The organism is Streptomyces sp. NPDC006314, from assembly GCF_040613075.1.
Taxonomy (GTDB): Bacteria; Actinomycetota; Actinomycetes; order Streptomycetales; family Streptomycetaceae; genus Streptomyces.
On record NZ_JBEXRL010000001.1, the window covers coordinates 281,050 to 302,708 of the forward strand.

At 71.0% G+C, this 21,659-nt stretch carries 21 protein-coding genes and 2 tRNA genes; 12 read left to right on the plus strand and 11 right to left on the minus strand.

The window, feature by feature from the left end:
• The first annotated feature begins 52 nt into the window (after positions 1-52).
• From ehuB to ABZ079_RS01270, 6 genes are all read left to right on the plus strand, one after another.
• The gene (gene ehuB / locus ABZ079_RS01245; protein WP_356937283.1) at positions 53-970 is read left to right on the plus strand and encodes an ectoine/hydroxyectoine ABC transporter substrate-binding protein EhuB; all 918 of its coding nucleotides are present in this window, start codon (positions 53-55) and stop codon (positions 968-970) included.
• On the plus strand, positions 967-1,614 hold the full coding sequence (gene ehuC, locus ABZ079_RS01250; protein ID WP_356937284.1) for an ectoine/hydroxyectoine ABC transporter permease subunit EhuC: 648 nt from the start codon (positions 967-969) through the stop codon (positions 1,612-1,614). The genes ehuB and ehuC overlap by 4 nt, the downstream gene beginning before the upstream one ends.
• Positions 1,611-2,261: an ectoine/hydroxyectoine ABC transporter permease subunit EhuD gene (gene ehuD, locus ABZ079_RS01255; RefSeq protein ID WP_356937285.1), complete on the plus strand. Its 651-nt coding sequence runs from the start codon at positions 1,611-1,613 to the stop codon at positions 2,259-2,261. Before ehuC ends, ehuD begins: the two co-directional genes overlap by 4 nt.
• The gene (ehuA, locus tag ABZ079_RS01260; RefSeq protein WP_356937286.1) at positions 2,251-3,033 is read left to right on the plus strand and encodes an ectoine/hydroxyectoine ABC transporter ATP-binding protein EhuA; all 783 of its coding nucleotides are present in this window, start codon (positions 2,251-2,253) and stop codon (positions 3,031-3,033) included. The genes ehuD and ehuA overlap by 11 nt, the downstream gene beginning before the upstream one ends.
• 219 nt (positions 3,034-3,252) lie before the next feature.
• Entirely contained in the window at positions 3,253-4,011 is a 759-nt protein-coding gene (locus ABZ079_RS01265) for an IclR family transcriptional regulator C-terminal domain-containing protein (protein ID WP_356937287.1), read from the plus strand.
• An 86-nt stretch (positions 4,012-4,097) separates the two neighbouring features.
• Positions 4,098-4,171: transfer RNA gene (locus ABZ079_RS01270), tRNA-Lys, on the plus strand.
• A 142-nt stretch (positions 4,172-4,313) separates the two neighbouring features.
• Here ABZ079_RS01270 and ABZ079_RS01275 read toward each other — a convergent pair.
• From ABZ079_RS01275 to ABZ079_RS01295, 5 genes are all read right to left on the minus strand, one after another.
• Entirely contained in the window at positions 4,314-4,778 is a 465-nt protein-coding gene (locus tag ABZ079_RS01275) for a DUF3592 domain-containing protein (RefSeq protein WP_356937288.1), read from the minus strand.
• A gap of 94 nt (positions 4,779-4,872) precedes the next feature.
• Complete coding sequence (locus ABZ079_RS01280) at positions 4,873-5,304, minus strand: DUF3592 domain-containing protein (RefSeq protein ID WP_356937289.1); 432 nt, start codon at positions 5,302-5,304, stop codon at positions 4,873-4,875.
• 98 nt (positions 5,305-5,402) lie between these two features.
• Positions 5,403-6,008 carry a lytic polysaccharide monooxygenase gene (locus tag ABZ079_RS01285; protein ID WP_356937290.1) on the minus strand — a complete coding sequence of 202 codons (606 nt, stop codon included), beginning with the start codon at positions 6,006-6,008 and terminating at the stop codon, positions 5,403-5,405.
• A gap of 114 nt (positions 6,009-6,122) precedes the next feature.
• A complete protein-coding gene (locus ABZ079_RS01290; RefSeq protein ID WP_356937291.1) occupies positions 6,123-7,256 on the minus strand; it encodes an SPFH domain-containing protein in 1,134 nt (377 codons plus the stop codon).
• Positions 7,257-7,340: 84 nt separating this feature from the next.
• Positions 7,341-8,639, minus strand: coding sequence for a peptidoglycan-binding protein (locus ABZ079_RS01295; protein WP_356937292.1), 1,299 nt, complete (start codon positions 8,637-8,639; stop codon positions 7,341-7,343).
• 185 nt (positions 8,640-8,824) lie between these two features.
• Between ABZ079_RS01295 and ABZ079_RS01300 the strand changes: the two genes are divergently transcribed.
• From ABZ079_RS01300 to ABZ079_RS01315, 4 genes are all read left to right on the plus strand, one after another.
• Positions 8,825-8,898 (plus strand) — tRNA-Lys (locus tag ABZ079_RS01300).
• A 102-nt stretch (positions 8,899-9,000) separates the two neighbouring features.
• The gene (locus ABZ079_RS01305; RefSeq protein WP_356937293.1) at positions 9,001-9,723 is read left to right on the plus strand and encodes a FadR/GntR family transcriptional regulator; all 723 of its coding nucleotides are present in this window, start codon (positions 9,001-9,003) and stop codon (positions 9,721-9,723) included.
• Positions 9,724-10,037: 314 nt separating this feature from the next.
• Entirely contained in the window at positions 10,038-12,059 is a 2,022-nt protein-coding gene (locus tag ABZ079_RS01310) for a glycosyltransferase family 2 protein (protein WP_356937294.1), read from the plus strand.
• Entirely contained in the window at positions 12,056-13,993 is a 1,938-nt protein-coding gene (locus ABZ079_RS01315; RefSeq protein ID WP_356937295.1) for a galactose oxidase-like domain-containing protein, read from the plus strand. Before ABZ079_RS01310 ends, ABZ079_RS01315 begins: the two co-directional genes overlap by 4 nt.
• 200 nt (positions 13,994-14,193) lie before the next feature.
• On the opposite strand, the gene ABZ079_RS01320 is transcribed toward ABZ079_RS01315, so the two are convergent.
• The 6 genes from ABZ079_RS01320 to ABZ079_RS01345 form a co-directional block, all read right to left on the minus strand.
• Complete coding sequence (locus tag ABZ079_RS01320) at positions 14,194-15,219, minus strand: glycoside hydrolase family 6 protein (RefSeq protein WP_356937296.1); 1,026 nt, start codon at positions 15,217-15,219, stop codon at positions 14,194-14,196.
• Between the two features lie 89 nt (positions 15,220-15,308).
• Positions 15,309-15,983, minus strand: a complete 675-nt coding sequence (locus ABZ079_RS01325; protein ID WP_356937297.1) for a class F sortase — start codon at positions 15,981-15,983, stop codon at positions 15,309-15,311.
• A gap of 8 nt (positions 15,984-15,991) precedes the next feature.
• Positions 15,992-16,540 (minus strand): hypothetical protein, encoded by a 549-nt coding sequence (locus ABZ079_RS01330; protein ID WP_356937298.1) that lies wholly within the window; start codon positions 16,538-16,540, stop codon positions 15,992-15,994.
• A 120-nt stretch (positions 16,541-16,660) separates the two neighbouring features.
• Complete coding sequence (locus ABZ079_RS01335) at positions 16,661-17,440, minus strand: HAD-IIA family hydrolase (RefSeq protein WP_356937299.1); 780 nt, start codon at positions 17,438-17,440, stop codon at positions 16,661-16,663.
• 195 nt (positions 17,441-17,635) lie between these two features.
• Positions 17,636-18,598 carry a hypothetical protein gene (locus tag ABZ079_RS01340; protein ID WP_356937300.1) on the minus strand — a complete coding sequence of 321 codons (963 nt, stop codon included), beginning with the start codon at positions 18,596-18,598 and terminating at the stop codon, positions 17,636-17,638.
• Positions 18,599-18,671: 73 nt separating this feature from the next.
• Positions 18,672-19,988 carry an ROK family transcriptional regulator gene (locus ABZ079_RS01345; protein WP_356937643.1) on the minus strand — a complete coding sequence of 439 codons (1,317 nt, stop codon included), beginning with the start codon at positions 19,986-19,988 and terminating at the stop codon, positions 18,672-18,674.
• 47 nt (positions 19,989-20,035) lie between these two features.
• Here ABZ079_RS01345 and ABZ079_RS01350 point away from each other — a divergent pair, with 47 nt between their 5' ends.
• Both ABZ079_RS01350 and ABZ079_RS01355 read left to right on the plus strand, forming a co-directional pair.
• A complete protein-coding gene (locus ABZ079_RS01350; RefSeq protein WP_356937301.1) occupies positions 20,036-21,109 on the plus strand; it encodes a Gfo/Idh/MocA family oxidoreductase in 1,074 nt (357 codons plus the stop codon).
• Entirely contained in the window at positions 21,109-21,609 is a 501-nt protein-coding gene (locus ABZ079_RS01355; protein WP_356937302.1) for a heme-degrading domain-containing protein, read from the plus strand. Before ABZ079_RS01350 ends, ABZ079_RS01355 begins: the two co-directional genes overlap by 1 nt.
• The last annotated feature ends 50 nt before the right edge of the window (positions 21,610-21,659 follow it).

The window sequence follows — 21,659 nt, forward strand, 5'->3', positions numbered from 1 at the left end:
GCCCCGAGAACACGGGTGCATGGCCCGGGGGCGCTTGGGTAGCCGCGCCGCCATGGCTCCACCACTTGGGAACGACGTACACATATTCCGGTCGGAACACAGGCCCGGTCGCCGCTCGGTGCTCACGGGCATCGCGGCGATCGGCGCGCTGGGTGCCGCGGGCTGCACACGGGTGGCGTCGGCGTCCGGCAGGAACGGCGGCGACCTGCTCGACCGGTTGCGCGCGCAGGGTGTCGTACGCCTCGGGATCGCCGGCGAGATCCCGTTCGGGTACATCGACAAGGACGGCCATCTCACCGGTGAGGCGCCCGAGCTCGCGAAGGTGATCTTCAAACGGCTCGGGGTGGACCGGGTGCAGCCGGTGCCGACGGAGTTCGGCTCGCTGATCCCGGGGCTGAAGTCGCAGCAGTTCGACGTCGTGGCCGCCGGAATGTACGTCAACGCCGACCGGTGCGAGCAGGTGATCTTCGCCGATCCCGACTACCAGATGCTGGACTCCTTCATCGTCCGCAAGGGCAACCCCAAGGGGCTGCACACCTACCAGGACGTGGTGGAGAAGAAGGCGAGGTTCGCCACCGGGACCGGGTACGCGGAGATCCAGTACGCGGTGGACGCCGGGCTGCGGCAGAGCGACATCGTCATCGTGCCGGACCAGGTCGCCGGGCTGAACGCCGTGGAGACCGGCCGGGCCGACGTGTTCGCGGGGACGGCCCTGACCACCCGCGAGGTGGTGAAGAAGTCCGCCAAGGCGGAGGCCACCAAGCCCTTCGCCCCACTGGTCGACGGCCGGCCGCACGTCGACGGCGGCGCGTTCGCGTTCCGGCCGGCCGAGACGCGGCTGCGGGACGCCTTCAACGTCGAGCTGCGCAAGCTGAGGAAGAGCGGCGAATTGTTCCGGATCCTGCGGCCGTTCGGCTTCACCAAGGCCGAGATGACCGATCTCACCGCGAAGGAGCTGTGCCGCGGATGACCCCGGGACTCTGGGAGCTCGTACTCAAGGGCATAGGCACCACCCTCCAACTGCTGGTCTACAGCGCGCTGCTGGCCGTCGCCGTCTCCTTCGCCGTCGGTGCCGCGCGCACCCACCGGCTGTGGATCGTCCGCTTCGTCGCGGGCTTCTACACCGAGGTGTTCCGCGGCACCTCCGCGCTGGTGATGATCTTCTGGGTGTTCTTCGTGCTGCCGGTCGCCTTCGGCTGGCAGCTGGTGCCGATGTGGGCCGGCACGCTCGCGCTGGGGCTGACCTACGGCGCGTACGGCTCGGAGATCGTGCGCGGCGCCCTGCAGGCGGTCGATCCCGCACAGCGGGAGGGCGGCATCGCGCTCGGCTTCTCCCCCGCGCAGCGGCTGCGGCTGATCCTGCTGCCGCAGGCGGTGCCGGAGATGATCCCGTCCTTCTGCAACCTGCTGATCGAGCTGCTCAAGGGCACCGCCCTGGTGTCCATCACGGGCATGGGCGACCTGGCCTTCAGCGGAAACCTGGTGCGTCTGGCGCTTCAGGAGAGCGGTGAGATCTACACCTATCTGCTGCTGATCTATTTCGTGATCGCGTTCCTGCTCACCCGTGGTATGCGGGTGCTGGAACGCCGGCTGAAGGCGGGGGTGGCCCGATGAAGTGGGACTGGGGAGCCGTGGCCGACTTCATGCCGCAGTTCTGGCAGGGTCTGCTCGTCACGCTGGAGGCGCTCGCCCTGGGGTCGCTGATCTCGTTCGCGCTGGGGCTGGTGTGGACGCTGCTGATGCGGGCGCCGACCCGGTGGGTGCGCTGGCCGGTGGGGATCTTCACCGAGTTCGTGCGGGACACCCCGCTGCTGGTCCAGCTGTTCTTCCTCTTCTACGTGCTGCCCGAGGCGGGCCTGACCCTGTCCCCGCTGACCACCGGCGTCCTCGGCATCGGGCTGCACTACTCGACGTACACGATGCAGGTCTACCGGGCCGGTATCGAGGCGGTGCCGGCGGGCCAGTGGGAGGCCGCGACGGCGCTCAGCCTGCCCGTGCACCGCACCTGGACGGCGGTGATCCTGCCGCAGGCGGTCCGCCGGGTGGTGCCGCCGCTCGGCAACTACGTCATCTCGATGCTGAAGGACACGCCGATGCTGATGACGATCGGCGTGCTGGAGATGCTGGGCCACGCCCGGCTCGTCTCCCAGCAGCACTTCCAGTTCACCGAGCCCCTGACGGTGATCGGTGTGGCCTTCATCGTCGTCTCGTACCTGGCCTCCCTTCTTCTGCACACCCTGGAGCGACGCCTTGTCCGTTGAGACCAGCAAGCAGCCGGCCGCGACCGGCGCCCTGCCGACCGAGCTGATCCGCCTGGAGGGCGTGACCAAGCGGTTCGGGGACAACACGGTCCTCGACGGCCTCGGCCTGTCCGTGGACGCGGGCCGGCACGTCACCCTGATCGGGCCCTCCGGCTCCGGCAAGACCACGATCCTCAGAATGCTGATGACCCTCACGAAACCGGACGAGGGCACGATCACCGTCGACGGAGAACGGCTGTTCCCGGCGTCGGAGAAGCAGATCCGGGAGGTCCGCAAGAAGATCGGGATGGTGTTCCAGCAGTTCAACCTGTTCCCGAACATGTCGGTGCTGCGGAACATCACCGAGGCGCCGGTGCGGGTGCTCGGAATGTCGAAGGACGAGGCCGAGGCGCGGGCCCGGGAGCTGCTGGACCTGGTGGGGCTCGCCGACAAGTGCGACGCGAGGCCCACCCGGCTCTCCGGCGGTCAGCAGCAGCGGGTGGCGATCGCCCGGGCGCTGGCGATGCGGCCACGGGTGCTGCTGCTGGACGAGGTGACCTCCGCGCTCGACCCGGAGCTGGTCGCGGGAGTGCTCGATCTGCTCAGGGACATCGCCCGCAGCACGGACATCACGATGCTCTGTGTGACCCATGAGATGGGTTTCGCCAGGGACATCTCCGACCAGGTACTCATGTTCGACTCGGGGCGGGTCATCGAGGCGGGCCCCCCGGAGCAGATCTTCGGCGATCCGGTGCGGGACCGCACCCGGGAATTCCTCAGCGCGGTCTTGTGACTACGGGCCGTGAAGAGGAGAAACATCCTGGGTCCGGCCACTGGGTCATGACGTCGGCATATGCCAGAGGGTCTGCGCCGCAGTTGGGAGAGAGGGCGTCGGGAACACATCTCGCGAACCCCCTCTCCCTCACGGGCCCTTGGCGGCTATCGTGAAGACGATCCGCCGACCGGATTCGCGGCTTCGCGGCCCACAGAGCGAGCGCAGGGGGAAAACACCGTGGCGCTGATGCACGAGCCGACCGCCCCTAACCACTCCGCCCAGGACGCCCTGCGCGTACTGGAGAGCGTGGCGCGCCACTCCGCCGGCGTCACCGACACCGAGCTGGCCCGCAGCACCGGCCTCGGCTCCGAACGGCTCACCGCCCTGCTGCGCATGCTGCGCCGCGAGGGCTACGTCGAGCAGATCACCGACGGGGCGTACGTCACCGGCGACACCCTGCGCCGCCTCACCTCGGCGCACGACCACGAGCGAGCCCTGCGCGACCAGCTCCAGCACACTCTGGACCGGCTGCGGGACTCGGTCGGCGCGGCCGTCTACATGAGCCGGTACGTCGACGGCGAGGTGAAGGTCACCCAGTACGCCGCCGGGCCCACCACCCCGGCGGTCAACGAGTGGGTCGACTTCCGCTACTCCGCCCACGCCACGGCCGTCGGCAAGAGCCTGCTGACCCAGCTGGACCACAACGCCCGCCGCGACCACCTCTCCCGGCACAAGATGGCCCGTCTCACCTCGCGCACCATCACCAGCGACAAGCTGCTGCTGTCCCGCCTGGAGTCCCAGCCGCCGACGGTGCCGGTCCTCGACCTCCAGGAGTACGCCGTCGGCACGGTCTGCGCGGCCGTCCCGATCACGGCGGGCTCGGCCGTCGGCTGCCTCGCACTGTCTCTTCCGGTGGAGCACGCCCACCGGCTGAAGCGGGCGGCGGAGACCCTCAACCGCAATGCGGCACCGGTGCTGCTCTCGCTGACGATCTGAGGCCACCCGGGTGGTCACGAGCACCCCTGAGGACCAGGTAGTATTTTCTTCGTCGCCGACCGCGGAGCGCGGAAGGCGAGGGTCATGCGCCGCTAGCTCAGTTGGTTAGAGCAGCTGACTCTTAATCAGCGGGTCCGGGGTTCGAGTCCCTGGCGGCGCACAATGATGATGGCGAGCCACGTCCGTACGAAACGCGGACCTGGCTCGCCATCTCTGTTGTGGCGCGGCACCGCGTGCGGTGGCGGCCTCGCCCCGTCCCCCGGGGCGGCGCCCTTCGGCGTCCTCGGCCGTCCTCCCCGGGGCTACGGCATCAGGCCGCCCGACTCCGAGAAGATCATGTGAGCCACGGCGATGAAGCCGACGCAGAACGTGACGACCACCCCGAGGAAGGTCAGCCCGAAGCCGGTGGTGAAGGCGAGCCTGCCGCGGGAGGGCGGGAGCGCGGTGGCCCGCTGGGGCTGCTCCGGGAGGTACCGCACGGTGACGAGGTCCCCCTCGAGGACGGTCGTGGGACCGTCCTCCTCCTCGAAGCGGACCGTGCGTCCCTCGCGGGTGGCGAACTCGTAGACGTGGTGCACGGTGGTCCGCACGGACGTGTCCCCGCCGCCCCCGCTGGTCGTGGTGAACATCCGCAGGCACCGCGCCTCGGCCGTCAGGCCGTGCGCCCATGTCCTGCTGAGCCGCCGGGCACGGCGGACCAGCAGATACGCGGCGAACCCACAGCCCGTGATCATCAGGGTGGGTATGGCGTAGAAGAACAGCTCCATGAGGGCCCCCGAGGTCGTATCCCGGCCTCGCTCGGCCGGTGTGCGAGGAACGTACCCGGCCGGCGGGGTGGCGTGTCTCAAGGGAAGCTCAGTATCAGTATCGGGACAGTTCGATCCACTCGTGCACGAGGAAGATCGCGCAGGCCGCGAGAAGCACCAGCCAGACGACCGTGCTCGCCATGTCCTTGCCGGGCTGTGGCTCGGAGGCGGTGGCCTTGTCGGGCTCGTGCCGGGCGTAGTGGACGAGGACCTGCTGGCCCTCGGCGCGGTCGTGCGGACCGCCGCTCTCCTTGAAGCGGACGACACGGCCGTCGTGGGTGGTGAAGTCGTACTCGTGCCACTGCACCCGGCGGGCCACGTTGTTGACCAGCTGGGTGGTGCACCAGGCCCGCACGACCCGCGCCTGCGCGGTCAGCCCGCTCTGCCAGGCCGCGCGCCGCTGCCGCGTCCGGCGCACCAGTGCCACCGCGGACCAGATGGCGAAGCCGAGCAGCCCCAGCATGGACAGGTTGAACAAGGCGTCCACGGTGCGCGTACCCCCGTACGTCGGTTGCCGGACTCACGTGCGCCGGGAACCGGAGACCTCCGGCGCCGGCGCACGCGGGACCCTACCCGAACGGGGGTTCAGAACGTGACGTCGGAGCAGGCGTAGAACGCGTTGCCCGTGTCGGCGATCGTCCACACCGCGAGGATGACGTGGTGCCCGCTCAGGCCGGACGGCAGGGTGCCGCTGTGGCTGAGCGTGGCCGGCGGGCGCTGCCCGTTGTACGGCACCGTCAGGAACGGGGTGAGGTTGAGGTCCGAGCGGGCGAGGGCGTGGTTCTGGTTCCAGCCCGGCCTGGTGACGTAGTACTTGAAGTCCGTCGTGGCGTGCATGGCCGTGAACTGCCACCGGAACGTGTACGACTGACCGCCCGTCACCCTGGTGGTGGGCCAGGCGCCGCCGGACGGCGTCTTCGGCGAGCTGAGCTGGGCGAACTGGCTCAGTCCGCCGTTGCAGAGCTGGCCGTCGGCGGGTCCGGCGGCCGGGAAGCCCTTGGGGCCCTCGACGCTCTGCGGCTCCCACTGGATCGAGCCGCAGTTCGTCACGGTGCCGTTCTGGCAGAGCTTCTGCCTGCTGATGGGGAGGTCGGTGTAGCCGTGCCCGCTGGCGCCGCCGGTGGAGAGCGCGAAGGCTCCGGCGGTCACCGCACCCAGCACGACTGCGGACAACTTGGTCTTGGTGCGCATGCTGCCGCTCCTGGAGAACGTGGGGAGTTCAGTGAGCTGTGCAGAGAGTAGGTCTAGACCAAGTCTCAGATTATGGGCTTGCGTTGAACATGTCCATACCAATCGGGGGGACGGCTACACCGGCTCCCCGCGCCCCGAGCAGAACGCCACCGTCAGATCACGGACCAGCACCTTGCGCTCGTAGTCGTCCAGTTCGACGAGCCCGCGCATGGTCAGCCGGGTCACCGTGTCCTCCACCGAGTCCACCACCGATGTGAGCATGCTGGACCGCTGCCGGGCGTCCAGCGCGGCGATCCGGCGCCGGTGCATCGCGGCGGCGACCTCGGGGGCGTACTCCACCCGGACCGGCTGCACCGAGAACACCTCCACACCGATCCCCGCGGCCTCCGTCGCCACCAGCCGGGTCAGCGCGTCACCGGCCGCCGTCACCCCGCCCCGCGTCCCGCCCGCCGGCTCCACCGGCACCCGGGCCAGTGCCGCCTCCACGCACTCGCGCAGGTACGTCTCGTGGTCATCGACGCCGAGCATGGCCCGCGCGGTGTCCCGCACCCGCCACACCACCAGCACGACCACCCGCAGCGCCATGCCATCGGGGTCCGTCGCGGTCATCACCCCGCTGCGCCAGTGCCGCAGCCGTACGTCCACCCGGCGGCGCAGCGCGAGCGGGTTCACCCACAGCAGCCCGGTGCGCCGGACCGTGCCCCGGTACCGGCCGAACAGGCCGAGCACCCAGGCCCGCCCGGTCCGCCCGCGGGTCAGCCCACCGAAGCCGGCCACGCCGAGCGTCCCGGCCCCGGCGTACGCCGCCCACTGCGCAGGACCGAGGCCGGCACCCGCGTACGCCGGCAGGCGCAACGCCTCCGCCGCGAGCGGCGGGAGCAGCCCCGCCCACCAGGTGGCGGCCAGGCAACCGGTGAGCCCGCAGGCGCCGGCAAGCAGCCCGGCCACCCCCGGAAGCACCCGCGCCGGGCGCTCCACCAGCTCCGGGTCGGCCTGCGGGAGGGGCCGTCTGCGCACGGGTGTCGGGCGCTCGAGGCGGGGCTGCTCACCGGTGCCCTGCCGGCGGCCCACCACGGCCGGCTTGAGCGGCACCTTCATCGGGTCGAGGTCGTCACGGAAGAGAAGATGGACGGGGATCTCGGTGGTCGCCTCGTTCTGGATCAACCGGACCGGACGGGTGCCCGCGGGCGCGGTGCCCTCCGGTTGCCCCTCGGATCCGGGTGGTGTGTGTGACGTGGTCGTACTCATGCGTGCCTCCAGCCTCCGCGCCAGATGCGTCATGAACAGGGGATGGGATGCAGAGGGGCCGCCGGCCCGGGTGATCGGGGCCGGCTAGGCGAACAGCCGCCGCCAGGTCTCCGGTCCCGGGTAGCCGTCCGCAGCGCCGCCCCGCCAGCCCTGGGTGCGCTGAAAGGCCTCCACGGCGCGCCGGTCCGCTTCGCCCCAGTGCGGACCCGGACCGATGGCATAGAACCTGCCGAACCCTTTCCTCGCCAGCTGGACACCCAGCTGGGTGACGTAGTCGTTGGCCGCCCCGGGACGGAAGAAGTTCCGGCCGGGATAGCCGGGCACCCCGTGCGAGGCGGGCCGGCCAGGACCGGACGCGCCCGGGGTGAGGTCCTTGCCCCTGCCCGTGACGAGCAGCTCCCAGGTGCGCGGGCCGGGCAGCCCGTCGGCGTCCGCGCCCGTCCAGCCCTGGGCCAGCTGGAACGCCTGGGTCGCGCGCCGGTCCGGCGCGCCCCAGAGCGGTCCCGGACCCCGGGCGTAGTACGAGCGGGCGCCCCTGGCGATCAGCATCCGGCCGAGCAGGGTGACGTACTTGTTGTCGGCGCCGGGGCCGAAGTAGGCCGCGCCCGGGAAGAGCGCCGGCGCCTCGCCCCGGGCCGCTTGCGCGCCCGCCGTGCCGGCGGTCACGCCCTTGTAGCGGTAGGGGACGTATCTGTCGGTGTGGCTCCAGTAGGGGTAGGGGGTGGTCTGGCGGCGGGTGCGCGGGGGCGTCTGCTCGTAGGCCGTGTAGTAGGTGTGCGTGTGGTCCGTCCAGCCACCGAAGATCACCACGTGTGAGCCGCTCTCGGGGTTGTCCGGATTGTGGTTGAGCAGGATGTCGCCGGGCTGCAGCTCCTCCTTGGTGATCTTCACCCCGAACGCGCCGAGGCTGCCGGTCCACTCGTTGCCCGGCAGACCCCAGGCCATGGAGACATAGCCCGAGCAGTCCTGCCGGTATCCGTCGGACCAGTAGTCGGTCGTGCTGTACGGCACCCGCGCGGCCACCCAGGCCTTGGCCCGGTTGATGATCTTGGCCCGGGTGGTGGCGGGGATCGGTGCCGTGCCGGGCTGGGCGGGCTTGCCCGCCGGGCCGTGCAGCGGGGCCTTGACGCCCTGGGGGGTGGCGGGCTCGCCGTCCCCGGGCACGGCCTCGCGGTGCGGCGAGTGGCCGGCGGTGAGGGCCGCGGCCGGGGGAGCCGCGCCGAGGGCCGCGGACGCGGCGGCCACGACCACGACCCCGCAAGCGGCCGGATGGCCGTCGAGGCGGCGGGGCGACAGGCGGGGGCTCACCCGCCGCCAGTGGACGCAGCCGGGGCAGCCGCAGTCGCTCGCGGGGTCGAATTCCTCGAACACCGGAGCGGTCATGCGATCTGCCTCACATTCGGGGTGGATTTGTCCGCGTGTGTGCACGTTGATCAGTTTCCCAACTGTCATCGGCGCGCGCATGTTGACGGTCCGAATGATGTACGCGGCCCCCCTGGGGGCCGCCGCGCCACCAGCGGGTGGGCAGGAGCACCCTTCCAGGTCAGGTAGAGTTCTCTCGTCAGCAGGCGCCGCTAGCTCAGTTGGTTAGAGCAGCTGACTCTTAATCAGCGGGTCCGGGGTTCGAGTCCCTGGCGGCGCACCGACCGGAAGGCCCCTCGCGGAAGCGGGGGGCCTTCCGCATGCCCGGGATCCCCCCGGCCGGAACCCGCCCCTCCCCCCGTTGGCCGGATACGCTCTCGCCATGGCAGCCCGGGACCTCCAGGAGCGGATCAAGAAGCTGATCGTCGACCGGCGGCTGCCCTCGGGTGCCCCGCTGCCGACCGAGCCCGAGCTGATGGAGCTCCTCGGGGCCAGCCGGAACTCGGTACGGGAGGCGCTGAAGGCGCTGCAGGCGATGGGGATCGTGGAGATCCGGCACGGCTTCGGGACCTACGTCGGCTCCATGTCGTTCGCACCGCTGATCGAGGGCCTGGCCTTCCGCACCGTCGCGGGGCACTACCGCGGCGAGGACTCCCTGCTGCAGCTGCTGGAGCTGCGCGAGGCCGTGGAGACCGGACTGGTGTCACGGCTGGCCGGCCGGCTGCCGGAGGCGGACCTCGTTGAACTGAACGGGCTCGTGGACCGTATGGAACAGGAGGCCGCGCAAGGAGCCGGCCTCGCCGCGACCGACCGCGCCTTTCACGCCACCCTCTACCGGGGGCTGGACAACGTGCTGCTGAGCGAGGTGCTGGAGGCGTTCTGGGACGCCTTCCACCGGGTACAGCGGGACCTGGTGGACTCGCCGCAGGACCCGCGGGTCACCTGCCGCCAGCACCGGGAGATCCTGGATGCGGTCCGGTCCGGTGATTCCCTGCGGGCGGAGGAGGCCATAAGAGACCACTTCGGCGACATCCGCACCCGCCTCTCCCCCACCGGCGCACCCCGGCCTCCCGAGCCCCACACGCGCCACAATGAACGGGTTTGACCGGTAAAGATCGCGTTTCGTGTCTTGCGATCATGCTGGACACCGTAGAACCCTGGTTGTCCTTACCACCGCCGCTTGGCGGCAGTTGGGGGGAAGAAAACGGTTGCTCACCGGCGGGGAGGGGGGTCCCGTTCACGAACCGATGCCGAGGGGGGCATCATGCAACCGGAAGGTCGTCGTCCCGTGTCTATAGGGTGGGCAAGACGTGGTGACTGCGACCCAGCACTTACTCCGCACGTGTGGGCCAAGGGGAGCCGGCCGAGCGGGAAGGACCGACGAAACACGCGGTGACCTGCGTGTGGGGGGAATGACTCATGACGTCGACGCCGCCGGGCGCCGCACCGGGCCACGCTCACGACGACCCGTCACAGACCACACAGCTCAGGGCGGTCAGCCACCGGACGGGCCAGTTCCGCCGGATCAAGAAGAGCCTGCCGAGATACGACTACGAGCACTACAGCCGGCTCGCGGGCCCGCTCACCCAGCCGGACCCGGCCAAGCCGTACAAGGTGCAGTACCGGTCGCTGCTCTCGCAGGAACCGCACCGAATACGCGCCGCGCTCATGCTGGGCGCGGCCCCGGTCCTCTCGCTGGTGCTGCTGTTCTGGCTGCTGCAGCCGGAGCACTGGACCGAACGGGACTACCCGGCCTATGACTTCCTGCCGGCGCTGGACATCGTCATGCTCGTCTCGATCGGCCTGATCGAGTTCTTCCGCTGCATGAACGTGCTGTCCAACGCGCACGCCACGCTCGTCGCCCGCGACCCGGTGCCGGTGGTACCCGAGACCGGCACCCGCGTCGCCTTCCTCACCTCCTTCGTGCCCGGCAAGGAGCCGCTGGAGATGGTGACGAAGACCCTGGAGGCGGCCGTGAAGCTGCGCCACCGGGGCCTGATGCACGTGTGGCTGCTGGACGAGGGTGACGACCCGGCCGTCAAGGAGGTCTGCGCCCGGCTCGGCGTGCACCACTTCTCCCGCAAGGGCGTCGCCAAGTGGAACCAGGTCAAGGGCCCGCACCGCGCCAAGACCAAGCACGGCAACTACAACGCCTGGCTGGAGGCGCACGGCGACGACTACGACTTCTTCGCCTCGGTCGACACCGACCACGTGCCGCTGCCCAACTACCTGGAGCGGATGCTCGGTTACTTCCGTGACCCGGACGTCGGTTTCGTCATCGGCCCGCAGGTCTACGGCAACTACGACACGTTCGTCACCAAGGCCGCCGAGTCCCAGCAGTTCCTCTTCCACGCCCTGATCCAGCGCGCCGGCAACCGTTACGGCGCCCCGATGTTCGTGGGCACCTCGAACGCCGTGCGGATCAGGGCGCTCAAGCAGATCGGTGGCCTGTACGACTCGATCACCGAGGACATGGCCACCGGGTTCGAGATGCACCGGGCGACGAACCCGGCCACCGGCCGCAAGTGGACGTCGGTGTACACCCCGGACGTGCTCGCGGTCGGCGAGGGCCCCGCCGCATGGACGGACTTCTTCACCCAGCAGATGCGCTGGTCGCGGGGTACGTACGAGACGATCCTCAAGCAGTACTGGAAGGGCTTCTTCAGCCTGCCGCCGGGCAAGCTCTTCAACTACACGATGATGATCATCTTCTACCCGATGTCCGCCCTCAACTGGATCCTCGCGGCACTGAGTTGCGCGCTCTTCCTGGGCCTCGGCGCATCGGGTGTGAACATCGACCCGACCGTGTGGCTGATGCTCTACGGCAACGCCTCGGCGCTGCAGATCGGCCTGTACGTCTGGAACCGGCGGCACAACGTCTCCCCGCACGAGCCGGAGGGCTCCGGCGGTGTGGCCGGCATGGTGATGTCGGCCCTGTCCGCGCCCCTCTACGCGAAGGCGCTGATCGACTCCCTGCTGCGCCGCAAGAGCAAGTTCGTGGTCACCCCGAAGGGCGATTCGGCGAGCCCGGACACCTGGTTCGCCACCTTCAGGTACCACTGGTACTTCATCGTGATCTTCGGCGCGTCCGTCACCGCCGGCTTCGTCTTCGGCCACTCCCACCCGGCGATGGTGACCTGGGCCTCGTTCGCCATGCTCATCACGGCGTTCCCGCTCTTCGTCTGGCGCCACGAGATGCGGCAGGCGAAGAAGAAGAAGAAGGCCCGGCACGCGGCGGGTGGGAGTGCGCCCGCGCCGGCCCCGGTGGTGGCCGAACCGCAGGACGCGGCGCCCGCGCAGTACACGGCCCGGGCGCCGCACGTGCCGCAGCAGCGGCCGAGCCGGGCCGCCTCGCACGGTGGGCCGGCCGGCGGCCCGGACGGGGAGAACGAGCAGACCATGCAAATCGCCCTTGGTGGACTTGGGGGACGTAAGGAATGAAGGACCAGGCCGGCCGCCGTCGTGCCCGTCGCCTCGCGATAGGCACGGCGGTGGTCATCGCGCTGGCCGGGATGAACGGGCCGTGGCTCTACCGCTTCGGCACCGAGCACTACCACCAGTACAAGATCAACAAGCCCGAGTACAAGGCCGCGAACGGCCACTGGGACATCATCGAGTTCCCCGAGGAGTACCGCCAGGACACCATCCACGCGGCGCTCCTGCACACCGGCAAGGTGCTGCTGGTCGCGGGTTCGGGCAACAACCAGGACAACTTCGACGCGAAGAGGTTCGACACCCGGATCTGGGATCCGGTCAAGGGCACGATCAAGAAGATCCCCACACCCAGCGACCTGTTCTGCACCGGCCATACCCAGCTGGCCAACGGCAATCTGCTGATCGCGGGCGGCACCAAGCGGTACGAGAAGCTCAAGGGTGACGTCACCAAGGCCGGCGGCCTGATGATCGTCCACAACGAGAACCCGGACAAGCCGATCACGCTGCCCGCGGGCACGAAGTTCACCGGCAAGGGCAACGGCAAGACGTTCGTGTCCAAGGACCCCGTGCTCGTCCCGCGCGCGAAGAAGCTCTTCGACCCGAAGACCGGCGCGTTCCTGCGCAACGACCCGGGCCTGGGCCGGATCTACGTCGAGGCGCAGGCGAGCGGCACCAAGCACGAGACGGGTACGCAGGACAACTACCGCGTCCAGGGCCTGACCGGCGTCGACGCCCGCAACACCTACGGCATCGCGCAGAAGCTCGCCCTCGACAAGAAGGACTTCCAGGGCATCCGGGACGCCTACGAGTTCGATCCGGTCGCCGAGCGGTACATCAAGGTCGACCCGATGAACGAGGCCCGCTGGTACCCGACGCTCACGACCCTGTCGGACGGCAAGATCCTCAGCGTCTCCGGGCTGGACGACATCGGGCAGCTGGTGCCGGGCAAGAACGAGATCTTCGACCCCAAGACCAAGAAGTGGACGTACACGAAGAAGGACCGGCAGTTCCCGACGTACCCGGCGCTGTTCCTGATGCAGAACGGGAAGATCTTCTACTCCGGTTCCAACGCGGGATACGGGCCGGACGACGTGGGCCGGGAGCCGGGTGTCTGGGACGTCGACACCAACAAGTTCACCAAGCTGCCGGGGCTCAGCGACGCCAACATGATGGAAACGTCCGGGACGGTGCTGTTGCCTCCGGCCCAGGACGAGAAGTTCATGGTGATCGGTGGCGGCGGCGTCGGTGAGTCGAAGCTGTCGAGCAAGAAGACGCGGCTGATCGATCTGAAGGCCAAGAACCCCACGTTCGTGGACGGCCCCGAGCTGGAGAAGGGGACGCGGTATCCGCAGTCCTCCATCCTGCCGGATGACACCGTGATGGTCTCGGGCGGCTCGGAGGACTACCGGGGGCGCGGCGCCTCCAACATCCTGCAGGCGCGGTTGTACCACCCGGACAGCAACAGCTTCACGCAGGTCGCCGATCCGCTGGTGGGACGGAACTACCACTCCGGGTCGATCCTGCTCCCGGACGGGCGGGTGATGTTCTTCGGGTCCGACTCGCTGTATGCGGACAAGGCGAACACGAAACCGGGGAAGTTCGAGCAGCGGATCGAGATCTACACGCCGCCGTATCTGTACCGGGACTCCCGTCCGACGCTCAGCGGCGGTCCGCAGACGATCGCCCGGGGTGCCTCGGGGACGTTCACCTCGAAACACGCGGCCAGTATCAAGAAGGTGCGGTTGATCCGGCCGAGTGCCTCGACGCATGTGACGGATGTGGATCAGCGGTCCATCGCCATGGACTTCAAGACGTCCGGCGACAAGATCACGGTGACCGTGCCGAAGAACCGGACTCTGGTGCAGTCCGGCTGGTACATGCTGTTCGTCGATGACGACCAGGGGACGCCGTCGAAGGCGCAGTGGGTGAAGGTGCCCTAGTTCGGGTACGCAGGCGGCCCGGCACCGGGGAGGGCCCTCACCTGGCTGCTCGTAAGCCTGGCCGGCAGGCGCTGCGTCCGCCGGGCCGGGGGTGAGGGCGGCCCCGCCGGGCCGATGCGGACGCCCTCAGCGGGCAGCGGGTTCGTGGACTGTGCCCCCGTCGGGAACGACACCGATCCCGACGGGGGCACCGGCATTGGTCACTTGCTCGCCTCGGCCAGCGCGAGCGCGTAACCCGCCCACCACTGACCGGCCTTCGGCCCGCCCTTGCACTGCCCGTCGGACTCGCCCGGCCTCTTCACCCACAGGTAGGCGTCCACCAGCGGGTCCGCGGTCTTCGTCGTCGGTGTCTCTCCCAGGGCCCGGCCGGGCGGGTTGCACCAGCGCTGGCCCGGGTCGCCGCCCGTGTAGGGGCCGTTGCCGTTACGGCTCGTGTCGATGACGAAGTGCTTGCCGCCCACCTTCGCCGACAGCTGCTTGCCGTAGGCGATGGAGTCCCGGGTGGAGTAGAAGTTGGAGACGTTGACGGAGAAGCCGTCGGCCCGGTCGACGCCGGCCCATCGGAGGGGCTCGAAGATCTGGTCGGGGTGGCCCCAGCCGGCGTTTCCGGCGTCCAGGTAGACCTTGGTGTTCTTCAGGGACTTCAGCTTGGCGATAGCGCCCTTGAGGAGGTCGTAGCGCTCCTCGTGGAACTCGTCCGGCGTGCAGCCGTCCACGAGGTGCAGGACGGCGTCGGGCTCGAGGACGACCATGGCGGAGCGGTCGCCGATGCCCCGGGCGACCCCGTCGATCCAGTCGCGGTAGGCGTTGCCGTCGGCGGCACCGCCCTGCGAGTACTGGCCGCAGTCGCGGCGCGGGATGTTGTAGAGGACGAGCAGGGCCGTGCGGTCGGACTTCTCGGCGGCCTCGGTGAAGCCGCGGGCCTCCTTCTCCGGGTTCTCCGGGCCGATCCACTCCCCCACCGGCTGCTCGGCGATCTTCCGGATCTGCTCGACCTCCGCCTTCTTGCCGGCCTTCGCGTAGGCGGCGACCTGGCGGGCCGCGTTGCCCTCCGGGTTGACCCAGAACGGGTCGACGGACTTGGGCTGCTGGGTGATCCGCGCAGCCGGGTCCGGGTCCTCGTCCCCGCCTCCGGAGGAGCACCCGGCGACCAGGAGCGCCGCCCCCAGCACCACCGCGGCCGCCCGTGTCCGTGCCGAAGACCGGCTCCCCCTGCTGTCGTACATGCGATTCCCCCTGGGCGCGCACTGGTCCGGGTGCCAATCCTGGCATATCCGCGGTGGCCGTCACGAGGCCGCACGGGCGCGGGCGGGGGTCAGCGGCCGGTGCCGGTGAGATACGCGGAGACCACCACGTTCGCCGAGTAGGTGCGGGTGGCGCGGTCGAAGGTGCCGCCGCAGGTGATCAGGCGGAGTTCGGCGCGGCCCGGCACGTGGGGGCCGTAGGCCCGCCCGGCGTCGAAGCCGTCGCGGGGCAGGACGCGGACGTCGTCGATGGTGAACACGGCGATCCTGCCGTCCGAGCGGACCACCCGGACCGTCTGGCCGGGCTCGAGGGTGCTGAGCTTGTAGAAGACGGCGGGCCGGGTCTCGGTGTCGACATGGCCGACCATCAGGGCCGCCCCGGCGGCCCCGGGCGGGGTACCGGAGCCGTACCAGCCGACCACGCCCGGCTGGTCGAAGGGCGGCGGGTCGACGGCGCCCCGGGCGTCCAGGCCGCGGGCCACCACCGGTGCCTGAACACCTAGCCGGGGGATGTCGATGCGCTGGGGCCGCGCCTCGTTCAGCGGTTGCGCCGGGCGCGGCAGCCGGGCGGGATCGGCGGGGCGGCCGATGGCGAACACGTCACCCGTGGTGGGTCCGTCCGGGCTCCGCGGTACGTCGGCGGTCACGCCGCGCCCCCACAGCCACAGCCCGAGCAGCAGGACCGCCCAGGCCAGGCCGGTGATGAGCCGCCCGGTGCCGGTGGTGCGCTCGCGGTCGTCGGTCATGGCGGGCGTCAGCGCCTGCCACGGCTCCGGCGGGCGCGGATCCCGACGGCGACCGCGGCGATGCCCGCGAGCGCCAGGCCGGTCACCGCCTGGAGGGTACCGGGGCCTGACCCGCTGGTGGCCACCGTGGCGAAGTGTGCGGCGCCACCACCGCCCGCGTCGACCGGGGCGACGGGCGAGACGAAGTCGTAGGGCGGCCGAACGGGCTGCTCGGACCGCCCGGCCCCCCGGTCCACGACCGTGACGCTGCCGGTGATCACCCGGTCGGAGCAGGTGATCCGCACGTCGTAGGCGCCCGGATCGAGGGAGGAGCGGACCCGGGTCTCGCCGGCCAGGGTGCCCTGGCCGCCGGTCAGGGGGGCGTCGGCGATGAAGGCGGCCGAGGCGGCGGTGCCCCGCGCGCCGGTGCAGCCGGTGACCCGCAGGGTGACGTCGGTCCCCGGCGCCGGGGAGGCGGGGGTCACGGTGACCGAGCCGCCGTCCGCCGCGTGGGCCGGCGGGGTGAGTGCGGCCACGGCGAGGATCGCGGTGCAGAGAGTGAGGCGTAGTGAGCCCATCGTGAACCTCCAGTACGAGGAGGTTCCCCCCGCCGGAGCGCCCCCGCATCTTCGGGGGCCGCTCTCCTGCTCCGAACGGGTGATGCCGGGTTCTGGGCGGGCGGGCCCGGCCCGATGGGCTCAGACGAGGTCGACCAGGTCCGCGATGGAGTCGACGACCTGCGAGGGCCGGAAGGGGTAGCGGTCGACGTCCTTCGGCTGCGTGACGCCGCTGAGCACCAGGAAGGTGCGCATCCCGGCCTCCAGTCCCGCGAGCACGTCGGTGTCCATGCGGTCGCCGATCATCGCGGAGGTCTCGGAGTGGGCCCCGATCGCGTTCAGCCCGGCCCGCATCATCAGCGGGTTCGGCTTGCCGACGAAGTACGGCTTCTTGCCCGTGGCGGCGGTGATCAGGGCCGCGACGGAGCCGGTGGCGGGCAGGTCGCCCTCGGTGGAGGGGCCGACGTTGTCGGGGTTGGTGGCGATGAACCGGGCGCCGCCGTTGATCAGGCGGACCGCCTTGGTCAGGGCCTCGAAGGAGTAGGTGCGGGTCTCCCCCAGGATCACGAAGTCGGGCTCGTGGTCGGTGAGGATGTAGCCGATGTCGTGCAGCGCGGTGGTCAGGCCCGCCTCGCCGATGACGTACGCACTGCCACCGGGCCGCTGGTCGTCCAGGAACTGGGCGGTGGCCAGGGCGGAGGTCCAGATGTTGTCCACCGGCACGTCCAGACCCATGCGGCGCAGCCGCGCGTGCAGGTCGCGGGCTGTGTAGATGGAATTGTTGGTGAGCACCAGGAAGGGCCGGCCGGACTCGCGCAGCTTCTTCAGGAAGGCGTCGGCGCCCGGGATCGGCACGCCCTCGTGGATCAGGACACCGTCCATGTCGGTGAGCCATGACTCTATGGGCTTGCGGTCTGCCATGTCGTGCGTCTCCTGGCGGGTGTGCGGTCGAGAAGCGGGGGCGCCGGAACCACGGCGTACCGACGCCCCCAGCCTAATCAGAGTGACCTGAACTCGACCCCGGGTGTTCGGAGGTCGGACCGCTCAGCCTCCGGTGGCGGACTTCCCGTCCTCGACGCACAGGGTGGACGCCTTGTCCTACGACGGTCCCGCGCCTCAGCGGCGTCTGCGGACCAGCAGGAACGCGCCGCCGCCCACCGCGAGCAGGGCGGTGACGGCCATGAGCCGGTCGTGAGCCGGTTCGCGGCCGGTACGCGCCAGTTCGCGGGCCTGTTCCCCGGCGTTCTGCGCCCCCTGGGCGACGGCTGGGAAGGAGGCCGAGGGGTCCGGGGTGGCGGTGCCGGGCGTGGCCCGCGGACTGCCGGACGGGGTGCTCTGCGTCCCGTCCGCGTCGGGCGGCGGGGTGCTCTGCGTCCCGTCCACGCCTGGCGTCCCGTCCACGCCTGGCGTCCCACTCACGCCTGGCGTCCCACTCACGCCTGGCGTGCCCTCCACGCCGGGCGTCCCATCCACGCCTGGCGTGCCCTCCACGCCTGGCGTCTCCTCCGGGCCCGGTCCGTCCTCGGCGATCCCGAACCGGTAGGCGTTGGACTCCCCGACCCAGTCGCCGTCCCGGCCCCTGCGCTGGACGACGGCGGCGTTCGCCGTGACCTGGTCGGGTACGGCGTCGGAGGTGAGGGCGAGCCTGACCTTGACGCTGACGGTCCTGCCGGGGGGCACGGTGAACCCGTCGAACCCGGCCCCGTCGAGCACGCCGACCAGTTCCTGCTCGTCGGTGCTCTCGAACGCCACGGGGCGGGTGCGGGGCCCGTCGTAGAACTCCAGCTGCGGCTGGCCCGGCCTCAGCGTGCGCTTGTCGTCGACGAGGATGACGACCGGGTGGATGTCGGTGCAGGTGCGGCGGGTGGTGTTGGTCAGGTCGATGTACCAGGTGCCGAAGCCGCCGCCCGCTTCGTAGGAGCCGGGCCCGCCGTGAATGCGGGTGGCCAGCGGGAAGCCGCGGTCGCCGGATCCTCCCGTGCACGAGGAGGTCGCGTCCGCGTGGGCGGCGGCCGACGACACGGGAACGAGAACGGCGGCTGCGGCCAGGCAGAGGGGCAGGGACGAGCACAGTCGCATGAACACATGACCATGCCGGGCCGGACATGGGAGCAGGCACCGCCACTCCGTGCGCGGCGGGAAGTCCGCTCGATCAGCCGACCGGTCGAGGGCCGCAGACGCGCTGGGCCGGGGAGGCCGTCATGTCGCGCTTCGCCTCGGCGTCCGCGGTGTCCTCGGACTCCGCCCGCCCGAACAACGGCGCCAGCAGCAACTGCGCGGCGCCCTCCGCCACCACCCGCTCACCTCCGGGAGCCACCCGCACCGGAACCCGCCCGCCGGGCACCCCCTCCCGCCGCGCCCGAGCGGCCAGCAGCCCGGCCACCCCGTTCACGTAGATCTCCGGGGCCGCGGCAACCGTCCGCCCCCCGAGCAGCACCAGATCGATGTCCAGCAGCCCCACCAGGTTCCCGGCCGCCACCCCCAGCACCCGCGCGGCCTCCCGCACCTCACCCCGCTCCACGGCCCCCAGGCACAGCACCTCCACGCACCCCCGGTTCCCGCACTCACACGCCGGCCCGTCCAGTTGCAGCACCTGGTGCCCGAACTCCCCGGCCCCGGTCCGGGTCCCGCGGTGCACGCTCCCGCCGATCACCAGCCCGGCTCCCAGGCCCGTACCGAGATGCAGATACGCGAAGGACCCGCCCTCCCCCTCCTCGCCCGCGACCGCCAGCCCGAGAGCGGCGGCGTTCGTGTCCTTGTCCACCACGACCGGCACCCCCAACCGCTCCGCGAGCGCGTTCCGCAGGGGAAACCCGTCCCACTCGGGAAAGCCGGTGACCCGGTGCAGTACCCCCCGCACATGGTCCAGCGGCCCCGGAAGCGCGATCCCCACGCCCAGCAGCGACCGGACACCGGCAAGACCCCTACCATCGCCGGGCCCGCCGGCCGACCCGTCACCCTCGGGCCCATCCGCGGCGGGGTGATCCGTGGCCGATCCCCGGTCGGCGGCCGCTTCCAGGCCGTTCCGCACCAGCCCCTCGACCGTCCTGGTCACCACCCCGAGCACGGCCTCCGCCCCCGCGCCCAGGTCCAGCTCCGCGCGTCGCTCCCCCACCACGGCGCCGTCCAGATCGACGAGGACCGCCCGCAGCTCGTCCCGGTCCAGGTGCACCCCCACCGCGTGCCCCGCCTCCGGCACCAGCCGCAGCACGGTCCGGGGCTTGCCCCCGGTGGACGCCCGCCGCCCGGCCTCCGCCGCGAGGCCCTCCTCCCGCAGCCGCGCGGTGATCTTGCTGACGGCCTGCGGGGTCAGCCCGGTGCGCTCGGCCAGCTCAAGACGGCTGATCCCCTCTGCCCCGGCGGCCCGCAGCAGCCCGAGCACCAACGCGGTGTTGTGACTGCGCAGCGCGCCCAGGTTCGCTCCAGCCTGCCCGCCGCTCCTCGTCCTCGTCCTGTTCACGCCACCCATTGTGCCCACCGCTTGCACTTTGGCAACAGCGTTGCGAAAGTAGGGGCATGACTGCTGCGCCCCTCCGCGTCGGCCTGATCGGCTACGGCCTCGCAGGCTCCGTCTTCCACGCCCCGTTGATCGCCGCCACCGAGGGCCTCACCCTGGACACCGTGGCCACCTCCGACCCGGACCGGCGGCGGCAGGCCCGCGCCGAGTTCCCGGACGTACGGCTCGCCGCCGCCCCCGAGGAGCTGTTCGACCGCGCGGACGAGCTGGACCTGGTGGTGATCGCCTCCCCGAACAAGACACACGTGCCGCTGGCCACGGCCGCCCTCCTGGCCGGCCTGCCGGTGGTCGTGGACAAGCCGGTCGCCGGCACCGCGGCCGAGGCCCGCGACCTCGCCGCCCTCGCCGACGAGCGCGGTCTGCTCCTCTCGGTCTTCCAGAACCGCCGCTGGGACAACGACTTCCTGACCCTCGGCAAGCTACTCGCGGACGGCGCGCTCGGCGACGCCTGGCGCTTCGAGTCCCGCTTCGAACGCTGGCGCCCCCGGCCCAAGGGCGGCTGGCGCGAGTCCGGCGACCCGGCGGAGATCGGAGGTCTGCTCTACGACCTCGGCAGCCATGTCGTCGACCAGGCGCTGGTCCTCTTCGGTCCGGTCACCGAGGTGTACGCCGAGACGGACGTCCGCCGCCCCGGCGCCGAGACCGACGACGACACCTTCATCGCGCTCACCCACGCGAACGGCGTGCGGTCCCACCTCTACGTCTCCGCGACGACCGCCCAGCTCGGCCCGCGTTTCCGGGTGCTGGGCTCGCGCGCGGGCTATGTGAAGTACGGCCTGGACCCCCAGGAGGCGGCCCTGCGCGAGGGCGGCCGCCCCGGCACCACCGGAGACTGGGGCGTGGAGGACGAGGTCCTCTGGGGTCGTGTCGGTTCCGGCGAGTCCCCGGTGAGCGGCGGCGGCACCCCCGTCCCGACCCTGCCGGGCGACTACCCCGCCTACTACGCGGCCGTCGCCCGCGCCCTGACCGGCGCCGGCCCCAACCCGGTGACCGCGCTGGAGGCGGCCGCCGCCCTCGACGTACTGGAAGCGGCCCGTAAGTCGGCCCGAGACAAGGTGACGGTGACCCTCTGATGCCCCACCCGCAGATCACCCCGAAGTTCACCCCGGAGATCACCCCGAGCGTGGAGGAGCTGGAGGCGCAGGAACGCCGCCTGGTCTTCCGGCAGTTCACCCACGACGACGCGTGGGCCCTCGGATCCCTGCTGGTGGAGCTGGCCCGGGAGCGCCAGGCTCCGGTCGCCATCGACATCCACCGTGCCGGCCAGCAGCTCTTCCACGCGGCTCTGCCGGGCTCCACCCCGGACAACGACGCCTGGATCGCCCGCAAGCGCCGGGTGGTTGAGCGCTACGGCACCTCCTCCTACCTGGTCGGCGCCCGCTTCCGCGCCAAGGGCACGACGTTCGAGGACTCCTCCCGCCTCGACCCCGACACCTACGCGGCGCACGGCGGCTCGTTCCCGATCAGCGTCGAGAACGTGGGCGTCATCGGCTCGGTGACGGTTTCGGGCCTGCCGCAGCTCCAGGACCACCGGTTCGTGGTGGAGGCGCTGGAGCGGTTCCTGGGCGAGTAGCCGGCCGACAGGATTACCGCGGGGTTCCCGCCGGTTGGGACTGACGTGCA

Excerpts from the sequence above, each read along its gene's own strand:
- ehuB (WP_356937283.1), top strand. The coding sequence starts at position 53 with ATGGCTCCACCACTTGGGAACGACGTACACATATTCCGGTCGGAACAC.
- ehuC (WP_356937284.1), top strand. The coding sequence starts at position 967 with ATGACCCCGGGACTCTGGGAGCTCGTACTCAAGGGCATAGGCACCACC.
- ehuD (WP_356937285.1), top strand. The coding sequence starts at position 1,611 with ATGAAGTGGGACTGGGGAGCCGTGGCCGACTTCATGCCGCAGTTCTGG.
- ABZ079_RS01275 (WP_356937288.1), bottom strand. The coding sequence starts at position 4,778 with ATGGAGCTGTTCTTCTACGCCATACCCACCCTGATGATCACGGGCTGT.
- ABZ079_RS01285 (WP_356937290.1), bottom strand. The coding sequence starts at position 6,008 with ATGCGCACCAAGACCAAGTTGTCCGCAGTCGTGCTGGGTGCGGTGACC.
- ABZ079_RS01290 (WP_356937291.1), bottom strand. The coding sequence starts at position 7,256 with ATGAGTACGACCACGTCACACACACCACCCGGATCCGAGGGGCAACCG.
- ABZ079_RS01295 (WP_356937292.1), bottom strand. The coding sequence starts at position 8,639 with ATGACCGCTCCGGTGTTCGAGGAATTCGACCCCGCGAGCGACTGCGGC.
- ABZ079_RS01305 (WP_356937293.1), top strand. The coding sequence starts at position 9,001 with ATGGCAGCCCGGGACCTCCAGGAGCGGATCAAGAAGCTGATCGTCGAC.
- ABZ079_RS01310 (WP_356937294.1), top strand. The coding sequence starts at position 10,038 with ATGACGTCGACGCCGCCGGGCGCCGCACCGGGCCACGCTCACGACGAC.
- ABZ079_RS01315 (WP_356937295.1), top strand. The coding sequence starts at position 12,056 with ATGAAGGACCAGGCCGGCCGCCGTCGTGCCCGTCGCCTCGCGATAGGC.
- ABZ079_RS01320 (WP_356937296.1), bottom strand. The coding sequence starts at position 15,219 with ATGTACGACAGCAGGGGGAGCCGGTCTTCGGCACGGACACGGGCGGCC.
- ABZ079_RS01325 (WP_356937297.1), bottom strand. The coding sequence starts at position 15,983 with ATGACCGACGACCGCGAGCGCACCACCGGCACCGGGCGGCTCATCACC.
- ABZ079_RS01330 (WP_356937298.1), bottom strand. The coding sequence starts at position 16,540 with ATGGGCTCACTACGCCTCACTCTCTGCACCGCGATCCTCGCCGTGGCC.
- ABZ079_RS01335 (WP_356937299.1), bottom strand. The coding sequence starts at position 17,440 with ATGGCAGACCGCAAGCCCATAGAGTCATGGCTCACCGACATGGACGGT.
- ABZ079_RS01340 (WP_356937300.1), bottom strand. The coding sequence starts at position 18,598 with ATGCGACTGTGCTCGTCCCTGCCCCTCTGCCTGGCCGCAGCCGCCGTT.
- ABZ079_RS01345 (WP_356937643.1), bottom strand. The coding sequence starts at position 19,988 with ATGGGTGGCGTGAACAGGACGAGGACGAGGAGCGGCGGGCAGGCTGGA.
- ABZ079_RS01350 (WP_356937301.1), top strand. The coding sequence starts at position 20,036 with ATGACTGCTGCGCCCCTCCGCGTCGGCCTGATCGGCTACGGCCTCGCA.
- ABZ079_RS01355 (WP_356937302.1), top strand. The coding sequence starts at position 21,109 with ATGCCCCACCCGCAGATCACCCCGAAGTTCACCCCGGAGATCACCCCG.